Origin of the sequence: Erythrobacter sp. SD-21, assembly GCF_000181515.1 — a bacterium.
In the GTDB taxonomy this organism is placed as follows: Bacteria; Pseudomonadota; Alphaproteobacteria; order Sphingomonadales; family Sphingomonadaceae; genus Qipengyuania.
Map to the genome: position 1 here is coordinate 481,099 of NZ_ABCG01000002.1, position 12,407 is coordinate 493,505.

12 protein-coding genes are annotated in these 12,407 nt (G+C 64.6%); 9 read left to right on the top strand and 3 right to left on the bottom strand.

The features are described 5' to 3' along the window. Positions 1 to 138 precede the first annotated feature (138 nt). Positions 139 to 1,119, bottom strand: a complete 981-nt coding sequence (locus ED21_RS05705) for a DnaJ C-terminal domain-containing protein (protein ID WP_006832895.1) — start codon at positions 1,117 to 1,119, stop codon at positions 139 to 141. A 225-nt stretch (positions 1,120 to 1,344) separates the two neighbouring features. Here ED21_RS05705 and pdxH point away from each other — a divergent pair, with 225 nt between their 5' ends. From pdxH to ED21_RS05720, 3 genes are read left to right on the top strand one after another with little or no spacing between them, the layout of a single operon-like run. Further along, positions 1,345 to 1,968, top strand: coding sequence for a pyridoxamine 5'-phosphate oxidase (gene pdxH, locus ED21_RS05710; protein ID WP_006832896.1), 624 nt, complete (start codon positions 1,345 to 1,347; stop codon positions 1,966 to 1,968). Then, complete coding sequence (locus ED21_RS05715) at positions 1,965 to 2,903, top strand: cation diffusion facilitator family transporter (protein ID WP_006832897.1); 939 nt, start codon at positions 1,965 to 1,967, stop codon at positions 2,901 to 2,903. Before pdxH ends, ED21_RS05715 begins: the two co-directional genes overlap by 4 nt. Then, the gene (locus ED21_RS05720; protein WP_006832898.1) at positions 2,900 to 3,694 is read left to right on the top strand and encodes a PhzF family phenazine biosynthesis protein; all 795 of its coding nucleotides are present in this window, start codon (positions 2,900 to 2,902) and stop codon (positions 3,692 to 3,694) included. Before ED21_RS05715 ends, ED21_RS05720 begins: the two co-directional genes overlap by 4 nt. Here the strand turns inward: ED21_RS05720 and ED21_RS05725 are convergent. Then, complete coding sequence (locus ED21_RS05725) at positions 3,679 to 4,812, bottom strand: serine hydrolase (protein ID WP_006832899.1); 1,134 nt, start codon at positions 4,810 to 4,812, stop codon at positions 3,679 to 3,681. The genes ED21_RS05720 and ED21_RS05725 overlap by 16 nt on opposite strands. Positions 4,813 to 4,849: 37 nt before the next feature. On the opposite strand from ED21_RS05725, the gene ED21_RS05730 reads away from it, so the two are divergent. Beyond that, on the top strand, positions 4,850 to 5,188 hold the full coding sequence (locus tag ED21_RS05730) for a hypothetical protein (RefSeq protein WP_034921489.1): 339 nt from the start codon (positions 4,850 to 4,852) through the stop codon (positions 5,186 to 5,188). A gap of 8 nt (positions 5,189 to 5,196) precedes the next feature. Here the strand turns inward: ED21_RS05730 and mnmA are convergent, their stop codons facing one another. Next, on the bottom strand, positions 5,197 to 6,348 hold the full coding sequence (mnmA, locus tag ED21_RS05735) for a tRNA 2-thiouridine(34) synthase MnmA (protein ID WP_006832901.1): 1,152 nt from the start codon (positions 6,346 to 6,348) through the stop codon (positions 5,197 to 5,199). Positions 6,349 to 6,367: 19 nt separating this feature from the next. Here mnmA and ED21_RS05740 point away from each other — a divergent pair, with 19 nt between their 5' ends. The 5 genes from ED21_RS05740 (at position 6,368) to ED21_RS05760 (ending at position 12,378) form a co-directional block, all read left to right on the top strand. Then, positions 6,368 to 6,745, top strand: a complete 378-nt coding sequence (locus ED21_RS05740) for a hypothetical protein (protein ID WP_006832902.1) — start codon at positions 6,368 to 6,370, stop codon at positions 6,743 to 6,745. Next, entirely contained in the window at positions 6,746 to 7,045 is a 300-nt protein-coding gene (locus ED21_RS05745; RefSeq protein WP_006832903.1) for a DUF1153 domain-containing protein, read from the top strand. Between the two features lie 145 nt (positions 7,046 to 7,190). Beyond that, positions 7,191 to 7,457 (top strand): GlsB/YeaQ/YmgE family stress response membrane protein, encoded by a 267-nt coding sequence (locus tag ED21_RS05750; RefSeq protein ID WP_006832904.1) that lies wholly within the window; start codon positions 7,191 to 7,193, stop codon positions 7,455 to 7,457. Between the two features lie 240 nt (positions 7,458 to 7,697). Next, positions 7,698 to 8,891: an efflux RND transporter periplasmic adaptor subunit gene (locus ED21_RS05755; RefSeq protein WP_006832905.1), complete on the top strand. Its 1,194-nt coding sequence runs from the start codon at positions 7,698 to 7,700 to the stop codon at positions 8,889 to 8,891. A 13-nt stretch (positions 8,892 to 8,904) separates the two neighbouring features. Beyond that, positions 8,905 to 12,378, top strand: coding sequence for an efflux RND transporter permease subunit (locus tag ED21_RS05760; RefSeq protein ID WP_006832906.1), 3,474 nt, complete (start codon positions 8,905 to 8,907; stop codon positions 12,376 to 12,378). Positions 12,379 to 12,407 lie beyond the last annotated feature (29 nt).

Below are 12,407 nucleotides of genomic sequence, written 5' to 3' on the forward strand. Positions count from 1 at the left end.
TTGCCAGGCGCGCGTTCCCGGGCCGACGTGGTTCTTGATCCGCCCGCTGAGGTGATGCGCTTCCTTGCGGCGTGCCTCGGGCGAGAGCGAATAGATTTCGCGCTCTTGCGGCGGGGGAAGGTGGGAGGGAGACAGTCCTTAGGCTCCGAGGTCGGCTCGCGGGTCGCTGTCGTCCTTCCACCCATCGAGCCGCTTGGCAAGTTCGCCGAGGTCTTTCGGCAGCTGAATTTCCAGCGTCACCAGCTGGTCGCCGCGGCTGCCGTCCTTCCTGGTGAAGCCCTTGCCCTTGAGGCGCAGCACGGTCCCGCCACTCGTGCCTGCCTTGATGCTCATCATCACCGGCCCGTCGACCGTGGGCACGCGGACCTTGCCCCCGTTCACCGCCTCGTCGAGCGTGATCGGCAGGTCGAAACGCACGTCGAAACCGTCGCGCGTGAAGAGCTTGTGCCGGTCGACCTTGATGGTGACGAGGCCGTCACCCGCGCCGCCGGGGCCCTGCTGGCCCTTGCCCTTGAGGCGCATCTGCGTGCCGTCCTCGAGCCCCTTGGGCAGTTTCAGGTCGATCGTCTTGCCGTCGGCCAGCGTGATCCGCTGGTCCTTCAGCGTGGCGGCGTCGGTGAAGGCGACCCGCAGATTATAGGCAATGTCCGCGCCCTTCTGGGGTGGGGGGCGCCGGCCACCGAAGGGGTCACCGCCCATGCCGCCGGAACGTCCGCGCGCGCCGCCCCGGCCACCGCCGAAGAGGCCTTCGAAAATGTCACCGAGGTCGACGTTCTCGTTGCCGAAGCCTTCGAAATCCTCCGCCCGGAAGCCGCGCTGGCCACCGGATCCACGCGCGCCGCCGAAACCGCCACCGTTGAAGCCGCCGCCGCCCATGCCTCCGAAGGGATTGGTCGGATTGCCTTCCATGTCGATCTCACCGCGGTCGAACTGGGCGCGCTTGTCCTTGTCGGACAAGAGGTCATAGGCCTTGGTCACGTCGGAGAACTTCTCCGAAGCCTTGGGATTGTCCTTGTTCTTGTCAGGATGCAGTTCCTTGGCGAGCTTGCGATAGGCGCTCTTGATCGCCTTTTCGTCTGCGCTGCGCGCGACGCCGAGGGTGGAATAGGGGTCTGCCATGGTGTGTTAGCTAGTTGCGACGGTGGCAGCGCGCAAGTGGGGCGCTGGCGAGCGACGGCCCGATCGGCCTTTCCTACTTTTTGCAAGGGGGCTAGGGGTGCGCATCATGTGCTTCTCAAACCGTCCGAAAACCGCAGAAGTTCCGCATTTGACGGGCGAATTCGGCGGTCCGCGCTTTTTCCCGCAGGACCGTGTTCCATCTGTTCCAAGCTGTAGGACGGTCCGATGAACGAGACCGAAAGCGCGATTCCCGTCACGGACCCCTTCACGCTGTTCGAGGCATGGTTCGCTGAAGCGAAGGAAGCGGAGCCGAACGATCCCAACGCCATGGCGCTGGCCACGGCGACGCCCGAAGGACGACCATCGGTGCGTATGGTTCTGCTGAAAGGGCATGGCAGCCATTGGGGCGATGGCGGTGGTTTCGTCTTCTATACCAACGCGGAGAGCCGCAAAGGCGAGGAAATCCGGGCGAACATGCAGGCCAGCCTGCTGTTCCACTGGAAGAGCCTGCGCCGCCAGATCCGCATCGAAGGCCCGCTGACCGAGGTGTCGAGCGAGCAGGCAGATTCCTATTTCCATTCGCGCCCGCGCGTTTCGCAGATCGGCTCTGCGGCCAGCGACCAGTCGCGGCCCCTGCCGGACCGGCAGGTCTATCTCGACCGCGTGGCCGCGCTGGAGGAGCGCTATCCCGAAGGCGACATTCCGCGCCCGCAGCACTGGACCGGCTTCCTGCTGACCCCGACGGCCATCGAGTTCTGGTCCGACCGCGAATTCCGCCTCCACGACCGCCGCCGCTTCACCCGCGAAGGGCCGGGCGAGGCGTGGACCAACACGCTGCTCTATCCATGACCGACAATCGCGCTCGCCTCGCCCGCTCGGCGGCGATAGCCTCGATATTGGTGGCGGTCATCCTCGTCGCGCTGAAGGCTTGGGCGAGCTGGAAGACCGGCTCGACCGCCATGCTCGGCAGCCTTGCCGATTCGGCGCTCGATCTGATCGCATCGATCGCAACGCTCACCGGGGTCTGGATCGCTTCCATGCCCGCCGACGAGGATCATCGCTTCGGCCACGGCAAGGCCGAAGCGCTGGCGGCGATCTTCCAGGTCATGCTGATCGCGCTTTCCGCCTTCGGCATCGCGGCGCGCGCCATCACGCAGCTGGTGGATGGCGGGCAGACCTCCGCGGCCGAGGAAGGGATCGCCGTCTCGGTAATTGCCATCGCGCTCACCTTCGCGCTGCTCGGCTGGCAGCGCTATGTGATGAACCGGACGCGCAGCCTGGCGATCCAGACCGATCACCTGCATTACAAGTCCGACCTCTTCCTTAACCTCGCCGTCATCGCGGCGCTGGTGCTCGACCAGTTTGCGGGTTTCGGCAGGGCCGATCCGCTGTTCGGCCTTGCAATCGCAGCCTGGCTCGGCTGGGGCGCGTTCACCGCCGCGCGCGATGCGGTGGACGATCTGATGGACCGCGAATGGCCGGAGGAAAAGCGGCTCGCCTTCGTGGAAGCCGCGGCGCGCCATCCGGAGCTTTCCAACCTCCACGATTTGCGTACGCGCACCAGCGGCAACCGCGATTTCGTGCAGTTCCATGTCGACCTGCCCGGCGCGATGACCGTCGAAGAGGCGCATGACATCATCGAGCGGGTGGAAGAGGATCTGTGCAAGCGCTTCCCGCACATGGAGCTGCTGATCCACATCGACCCCGAAGGCCATGTCGACGAGCCCGGCAACCTGCTGGTCGAGGAAGACGAATTCGCAAAGCTGGAACAGGACGAGCAATGAAACTGCCCTATACCCATGTCGATGCCTTCGCCTCGCGGCCCTTCACCGGCAATCAGGCGGCGGTGATGCCGCTCGATGCGTGGCTCGACGATGCGACGCTGCTGGCCATCGCGGAAGAGAACAACTTCGCCGAAACCGCCTTCCTCGTGAAGGACGGCAGCGGCGAGGCCGAGTACGAGCTGCGCTGGTTCACCCCGACCGAGGAAGTGCGCCTGTGCGGCCATGCGACTCTGGCAAGCGGGCATGTCCTCCTCACCCGCGACGGCGGCGACGCGGTGACCTTCCGCACGCGGCAGGCGGGCGTCCTCGAAGTGCGCCGGAGCGAAGCGGGTTACGAGCTCGCCCTCCCTCTCATCCCGACCGAAAGGGGCGAATGGGACGAGGCGGTGGCCCTGCTGGGTGCGAAACCGAGGGAAGTCTGGCTCAACCCCGATGGATACGGCATCTACTTGTTCGGCAGCGAGGCCGAGGTGCTGGCCCTCGATCCCGACCTCAAGGGCCTGAAGGCGCTCGGGAACGACCAGTTCATCTGCACCGCCTTCGGCCAGAACACCGACGTCGTCAGCCGCGTCTTCGTGCCCGGCGGCGGGGTGGATGAGGACAGCTTCACCGGCTCGGCGCACGCCTGCCTCACCGATTTCTGGACCATGAAGCTGGGGCGGGAGAGCTTCAGCGCCTTCCAGGCCTCTCAGCGGGGTGGCTATGCGCAATGCCGCAAGGATGGCGACAAAGCCGTGCTCGGCGGCCAGTGCGTGACCGTGGTGGAGGGAAGCTTTTACCTGCCCTCGTAGGGATAGAGCTCCACGACATCGGCGAGCTGCTGGAGCATCGCCATCCGCTCCTCGCGGTTGGAATGGCCCAGCCGCACCACCGTAAGCCCCTGTTCGGGCGAAACGAACACATATTGCCCCATATGGCCGATCATCGAGAACGCCGATTGCGGCGCGCGGTCCGGGAACAGCGGGTGTTCGGCTTCACCCGTCGGGCGGTTGAGCCAGGTCTGCAGCCCGTAATGCGGCGACTTGGGGCTGGGCGTGACCATCGCCTCGACCCAGCTGCGCGGGATCAGCTGCTCGCCCTCGTGCGAACCCTTGCGGCGCATCAGTTCGCCGAGCCTGGCCCAGTCGCGCGCGGTGGCGTGCATCAGGCTGCCGCCGACCAGCGTGCCCGCGCGGTCGAATTCGGGGACCATCGAGGTCGCGCCCAGCGGCTCGAACAGCCGGGCGTAGAGATAGTCGCTCACCGCGCGCCGGCGCGCTGCGGGATGGTCGGCATCGCTGAGCGCCCGCGCGGCGATGTCGGCGAGGATGACCGTGGTGTTGGAGGAGTATTCGAAGCGCTCGCCCGGCTCGGCCTCGGGCGGCTGCGCGGTGGCGTAATCGGCCATGTCGTCGCGCCCGTCGAGGAAGAGCATGCGGACCTCGCTGCTCTCGTAAGGAATGGGGCCGGCCTCGGTATGCTCCAGCCCGCTGCGCATCTGGAGGAGGTGGCGCAAGGTAATGTCGGCGCGCGGATCGCCGCTGCGCTGCCAGCGCGGGACGGGGGCAGGCTGGTCGAGACGCAGCAGGCCGTCGCCCACCAGTTGGCCGATCAGCAGCGCGGTGACCGTCTTGGCCATCGACCAGCTGACGAAGCGCGTGTCCGCGTCATAACCCTCGGCGTAGCGTTCGGCCGCGATCTTGCCGTCCTTCATGACGATCAGCGCGCGCGTTTCGCCAAGGCCTTCCATGGTGAAGAGATCGTCCACCTCGCGCGCCAGCGCCTTGGCCGGCGCGCCAGCGTCCTTGGTGATGGCGGAGAGCGCTTCCTCGCTCAACTCGGGCGCTTCGGCAGGGCCGGGCGAACCGCACGCGGCAAGGCTTGTCGTAGCAAGGGCAAGGGCGATAAGGGGGCGCGACCGAGTGAACATGGTGTCGCGTCACTCGCATGAGGAAATGACCCGCGCAATGGCCAAAAAACGCTCTCTCCTGTCCCGCTGGTGGTTCTGGCTGGCGCTGCTCGTGGTGCTGGCGCTGGGCGCCGCCTGGCTCTTGCGCGGAGAGGCGCTCACGCGCACCGGCGAGGCGGGTACGGCCTATGCCGCGCGGGTCGGGTGCTCGTGCCGCTTCGTCGCGGGCCGAAGCCTAGAGGATTGCGCTAAGGACAAGCTGGAAGGCATGGAGCTGGTCTCGCTGAGCGACAACGAGACGACCAAGAGCGTCACCGCTTCGATTCCCTTCGTCGCCTCCGACACGGCGAGCTATCGCGAAGGCTACGGCTGCGTGCTCAAGAAGTGGGAAGACTAGGCGGCAGGCTAGTCGCAGCGCGTGGTGGAATCGATCCAGCCGCCGCCGAGGACGCGGTCCCCGGCATAGATGACCGCCGCCTGCCCTGGCGCCACGCCGAATTCGGGCGTTTCGAAGCGCAAGGTGGTTGCCGCCCCTTCGCCGAGCGGTCCGTCGAGCGTGATTGGGACCGGCTTGGCGAGGCTGCGGACCTTGGCGGTCAGCGGGACGTCAGGCAGCGGCCCGATGCGATTGGTTTCGACCAGATGCGCCGCGGAAACGGCCAGCATGCGCTTGGGGCCAACCTTCACTTGCGCCTGGTCCGCGTCGATGCCGACGACATAGAGCGGTTCGGGCTGGCCACCGATCTCGAGGCCGCGGCGCTGGCCGACGGTGTAATGGACGACGCCCTTGTGAGTCCCCAGCTCCTCGCCCGTAGCGGCGTGGACGATTGCCCCGGGTGCCGCGCCTTCGGGGCGCATCTTCTTGACGATCTTGGCGTAATCGCCGTCGGGCACGAAGCAGATGTCCTGGCTGTCCGGCTTGGCCGCGTTGCGCAGACCGGCGGCTTCGGCCAGCTCGCGCACCTGCGCCTTGGGCAGGCCGCCCAACGGGAAGCGCAGGAAATTGAGCTGGTCTTCGGTCGTCGCGTAAAGGAAATAGGACTGGTCGCGTGCCGGATCGTTTGCGCGATGCAGTTCGGGACCCGCCGGCCCCATCAGCCGCTGGACGTAATGGCCGGTCGCAAGGCAGTCCGCGCCGAGCTCCCGCGCCATGGCGAACAAATCGGTGAACTTGGGCCCCATGTTGCAGCGGATACAGGGCACCGGCGTGCGCCCGGCGAGATATTCGTCGGCGAACGTCTCGACCACCTCCTCGCGAAATGCGCTCTCATGGTCGGAGACGTAATGCGCGATTCCCAGCCGGTCGGCCACGGCGCGTGCATCGGCGATATCGTCGCCCGCGCAGCAGGCGCCCTTGCGCCCCGTTGCCGCGCCATAATCGTAAAGTTGCAGCGTTATTCCGATGACTTCCGCGCCGCTTTTGGCCGCCAGCGCCGCGACGACCGACGAATCGACGCCGCCCGACATGGCGACCACGATCCGGCTTTCGGATGCAGGCTTTTCAAGATCGAACAATCCGGCGGCGAGCGCCGGTTCGAGAAGGCGGGATTCGGGCATAGCGGCCCTGTACACAAGCTTGGCCGCGCTCGCCAGTATTAGCGGGATTGCGCGGCAGACGATGATTCACAGTCCTTTTACCATGTCGCCCTATCAAGGCAGCATGTTTGAGGGGCACATCAAGAAGAAGACGCTCGGAGACGCGCGCGAAAGCACGGGTCTGCACCAGTTTCGCTGGACGGAACTGGTGGCAAAGCTCTCCGCGACTCGCGAACTTCGCGAGGAGCTTTCGAGGGGAGAACCCGGGGGATTCGAGGCGTTTGGCGATGTCCGCCGGGAAAACGGCGAGGAAAGTAAACGGGCTGTTAACCACACTGCTTTAGCGCATGGCAAAGACGAGGCGCTAGGTCAGGACCGAGCCGCAACTGGTGCGGTGCAAGGCGACCGAGAGAAATAGATGATCGAAAATCAGGACATCCGCCCTGCACAGGTGATCGGCCCGCTTGGCGAGCCGCTGACCCTTGAGGATTTGCCGTCCCCCTCGACGAGACGTTGGGTGGTGCGCCGGAAGGCTGAAGTCGTGGCTGCCGTGAACGGCGGGCTACTGACGATCGACGAGGTCCTCGAACGTTACGGTCTGACGCTGGAGGAATTCGCTTCCTGGCAGCGCGCCGTCGATCGTTCGGGCATGCAGGGCCTGCGCGTGACGCGTATCCAGCATTATCGAGATCTCTACGAACGCCAGTTCAAGTACTGATCCGGAGCCTTTCCGCTGTATGGCGGGAACCAAAACCTCCTGAATCCGCTCCCTTTCTGCCCCCATGCAGACAAGGGGAACCGCCGATCCTGCCCAACGTTGGGATAATACAGGGTCGGACGGTAGAGAAACAGGAGGATTTGCAATGGGTTGGATTATCGCAATTATCGTCGGCGGCGTCGCCGGCTGGCTCGCTAGCTTGGTCATGGCGCGTGATGCGTCGATGGGCATTTTCTGGAATATCATCGTCGGCATCATCGGCGCGCTGATCGGTAACTTCCTTGCAGGCGCTTTGTTCGGCATCGAAGGCACGATCCAGTCCTTCAACTTGACCGGCTTTATCATCGCGATCGTCGGCGCCATCGTGCTGCTCGGTATCGCCAATCTCGTCCAGCGCGGCCGCGTCCGCTAAGACAGGTTAGCTTCGAGAAACAGAAGAGGGGCGGTGCAGCAGAAGCTGCGCCGCCCTCTTCGTTTGCGGCATCAATCACGCGACCTGCCATTCGTCCGCGCCCCTTCCACCCCGGTCGAGACGGAGATTGCCCCTCATACGTGCATGATCTACACGGCAATACGCAGACTTGCCTATTGTGATTTACCTCACTAATACACCGGGAATTGACGGAAGTCGGCGCCAGACGGGGCATGAAGAATGACGTATGAATCGGAAATAAGGGCTGAGAACGCGGGCGCGGAGAGCGTGACGCTGGATGGCGAGCCGGTGGTGGGCGCAAAAACGCATCGTAGTCGCAAGCGCCTCTACATCATCATCGCGATCGCCGTGCTGGCGGCCATTGCCGCTGCCTACGTCCTGCTCACGATGGGCGCCACCGAGGAAGAAACCGATCGCGGTTCACAGGCTCCGGCCATCACCGTGGTCTCGCCCGGTCGCACGACCGTCGAAGGCCAAGTGATCGCCACCGGCGTGCTTGCCGCGCGTCGCGAAGCGCCGGTTGGCGTGGTCGGCGAGGGTGGCCGAGTCGTGTCGGTCCCCGTCGAAGCCGGCGACTGGGTCCGCCAGGGCCAGGTTCTCGCGGTCATCGATCGCTCGGTCCAGTCGCAACAGGCACGCGCCGCTTCGGCGCAGGTGCAGGTCGCGCAGGCCGATGCCGATCTCGCCCAGTCGAACCTCGACCGTGCGCTCCAGCTGGTCGAACGCGGCTTCGTATCGAAAGCTGATGTCGATCGTCTGACGGCAACGCGCGATGCCGCCGTTGCCCGCGTTCAGGTGGCCCGCGCGCAGGTCGGTGAACTGCAGGCGCGCAACGCCCGCCTCAATATCGTCGCGCCGTCCGCCGGTCTGATACTCGAACGCAATGTCGAAATCGGTGCAACCGTTTCGGCAGGCTCGGGCGCACTGTTCCGTATTGCGCGCGGAGGCGAACTCGAAATGCTTGCGCAGGTGGGAGAGGAAGAGCTTGCGCGCCTTCGCGCCGGCGTTTCCGCCGAAGTCACGCCGGTTGGGTCCAGCGAAAGCTTCACCGGGCAGGTCTGGCAGGTTGCACCGACGATCGACGGCCGCACCCGCCAGGGAACGGCGCGCATCGCCCTGTCCTACGATCCGGCCCTGCGCCCCGGCGGCTTTGCCACCGCACGCATCCTCAGCGGCACGACGACGGCCCCCCTGCTTCCCGAAAGCGCCGTCCTCTCGGACGACAAGGGCAGCTTCGTCTACGTCATCGACAAGGAAAACAAGGCCCAGCGCGTGGCGGTCGAGACCGGCCTCGTCACCAGCGAGGGCGTCGTCATCACCAGCGGTATCAACGGCACGGAGAAGATCGTGCTGCAGGCGGGCGGCTTCCTCACCGAAGGCGAAACGGTCAACCCGCGCCCGCAGGGCAATTGACGGGAGGCTCGCAATGAACTTCCAGAACATTTCCGCCTGGTCGATCCGCAACCCGGTCATCCCCCTGGTTGCCTTCACCGCACTGTTGCTGGCCGGCATCCTCAGCTTTGCGCGGATGGACGTGGTCAACAACCCGGATATCGACTTTCCGGCTGTCAACGTCACAATTTCGCAGCCCGGTGCCGCGCCGACCGAGATCGAGAACCAGATTACGCAACGGGTGGAATCGGCGGTGCGCGCCGTCAACGGGGTGAACAAGATCACCTCGACCGCGCGCGAAGGAAGTTCCAACACCTTCATCGAATTCGAAATCGGCACCGACACCAACAATGCGGTCGCCGAGGTCAAGAATGCCATCGACGGAGTGCGCTCGAGCCTGCCCGACGGGATTCTCGAGCCGCGTATCGAGAAGGTGAACATCGCCGGCGGCTTCCTCGGCATCTACGCTGTCGAGGCAAGCGACATGACGTTGGAGCAGCTCAGCTGGTTCATCGATGACGCGGTCGCCAAGCGCCTGCTCTCGATCGAGGGTATGGCCGAAGCGGGCCGGTTCGGCGGCGTCGACCGTGAGATCGAGGTCACGCTGGATCTCGCCAAGATGCAGGCCTACGGCGTCACGGCTAGCGAAATCAACCAGGCCCTCCGCCGGGACAATATCGACGCGGCGGGTGGCATGGCCGAAGTGGGAGGCACGCGCCAGTCTGTCCGCGTGCTCGGCAACACCGAAAGTGCGTATGCGCTGTCGCAGCGCCAGATCCGCCTTGCCAATGGCACTACGCTCAAGCTGGCCGACGTCGCTACCGTGCGTGACGGCAATTCCGAACGGAGTTCGATTTCCAAGGTCCGCGACAAGGAAGTCGTCAATTTCTACATGAGCCGCGCCAAGGGCGCCTCGGACGTGACCGTTTTCGAGGACGCGCAAGAGCTGATCGCGCAAGTTGAAGCGGAAAATCCCGACGTCGAATTCATCCAGCTGTTCGACACGGTCAAATACACGAAGGACCAGTATTCCAGCTCGATCGCCGCCATGATCGAAGGCGCGATACTTGCCGTCGTCGTCGTGTTCTTCTTCCTGCGTGACTGGCGCGCGACCTTCATCTCCGCGGTCGCTATCCCGCTTTCGGCGATCCCGACCTTCTGGTTCATGGATTTGCTCGGCTTCAACTTGAACCAGCTTTCTCTGCTGGCGCTGGGGCTTGTGGCCGGAGTGCTGGTCGACGACGCGATTGTGGAAATCGAGAATATCGTACGGCACATGCGGATGGGCAAGACCGCCTATCAGGCGTCGATCGACGCCGCCGATGAAATTGGCCTGCCCGTGGTGGCGACCAGTTTCTGCATTGTCGCGGTATTCCTGCCGGTCGGCCTGATGCCGGGCGTGACCGGGCAATTCTTCAAGAACTTCGGTCTAACGGTCGTCATTGCCGTGCTGATGAGCCTTGCCGTGGCGCGTATGATCACGCCAATGCTGGCGGCCTATTTCCTTCAGGCCAAGGGCCATGCCGCGCATGGCGAGGGCAAGTGGATGGACCGCTACATGCGCGTACTCCACTGGTCGCTCGAACGGGGCAAGATGCACGCGCGCCGCGCCGGTTTGCCTGGCCCCAAACACCGTTGGCTCTACGTCCTCTCGCTGTTCTTCATCGTACTGGCGCTGCTGGCGATTTCCGGCATGGCCGTCTTCATGACGTTCAACATGATCGACGGGCTTGCCGTCCCGCAGACGCTCGCCGATGCGGTGGCCGACGAGGACAGCTTCGTCCACGCGCTGGTCATGCGTCCGCTCCAGTTGATCCAGTTGGCGGTGGCCACCGCAGTCGGTTTTGCGCTGACGTTCCTGTTCCTCAAGCTGCTCGGCCTTATCACTCGTATCTTCGGCGAGCGCCTTGCACAGACCTGGCGCTATCTCGAAGCGCGTTTCTATGACCACCGCGTGTGGATGCTCGGCCTCGGCTGGTTCTCCTTCCTCTTGACAATCCTGCTGTTCGGGCAGACCCCGTTCCAGTTCAATCCGGAGGTCGACAGTGACAATTCGCAGGTGCGGATCGAAATGGTCCCCGGCACCACGCTGGAAAGCACCGAGCGCGTAGCCGACGACGTTGCCGAACTGCTTTACGAACAGCAGGAAGTCGACCTCGTCCTCGAACGCGTCAACGAAGGCAGCGCCACGCTCTACATCACGCTCGCCGAGGATCGTGAGCGGCCGTCCTATGTCTTCGAGCGCGACCTCGCGCCCGAACTGGCCAAGATCCCCGACGCACGCGTGCGCTGGAATTCTATGAATGGTCCCGGGGGCGGTGGAAGCGGGCGTGACCTTACCATCATGCTTGCCGGTTCCGACCCGGTTCTGCTCAACGCTACCGCCTCCTCGCTGGTCGAAGAAATGAAGGATCTCGACACGGTAGTCGCGCCGCGGATTACCGCCGACGTGCCTCGCCCCGAGATCATCATTCGCCCGCGTACGGAACTGATGGCGGATCTCGGCGTATCGACCGCTTCGGTCAGCCAGGCGATCCGCATCGCGACCATGGGCGAAATCGAGCAGAACGCGGCAAAGTTCTCGCTGTCGGACCGACAAATCCCGATCACCGTGCGTCTTCCCGAAGCCGCGCGGGAAGACATCACGACGATACGCAACCTGCCCGTTCCGACCGCCAATGGAAGCTCGGTCCCGCTGGGACGTATCGCCGACATCAGCTTCGGCTCAGGTCCGACGACGATCCAGCGCTACAACCAGAACCGCCGTGTCTTCATTGGTGCAGACCTAGCTAGCGGAGTCCTGCGCGGCAATGCGATGGAGGAGATCAACCAGCTCCCCACACTCGCCAACCTGCCGCAGGGCGTGATCCGCGACCAGGTGGGCGAAGACGAGCTGCAGCAGGAGCTGCTCGACAACTTCAGCGTCGCCCTGCTTGCGGGTATCCTGCTGGTCTTCGCGGTGCTGGTCCTGCTCTACAAGCGCCTGATGAGCCCGCTGGTCAACATGACCTCCCTGGCGCTCGCGCCGCTGGGCGGAATTTTCCTTGTCTGGCTGGTCGGCCAACCGCTCTCCATGCCGGTGCTTATCGGTATCCTGCTGTTGCTGGGCATCGTCTCGAAGAACTCGATCCTGCTGATCGATTTCGCGATTGAGGAGATGGAACGCGGCACACGCAAGATCGACGCGATCATCGATGCCGGGCACAAGCGCGCGCAGCCGATCGTCATGACCACCGTCGCCATGACGGCGGGCATGGTGCCGACCGCGCTAAGCCTTTCGGGCGATGGTGCTTGGCGGGCCCCCATGGGCACGGTGGTGATTGGCGGTCTTATCTTGTCGACGCTGCTCACACTCCTGATCGTCCCGGCGGGCTTCAGCCTCGCCGACGGCTTCGAAAAACGAATCGGGCCGTGGATGCGGACCAAGTTCCTCACCTATCGTCCCGGCGACGAGGACCGCAAGGTTCCCCCGCAAGGCGGACAGCCCGGGATCGAACCGGCGGAGTGAGCGTCGCCTAGGATATGGCGGGCACTACG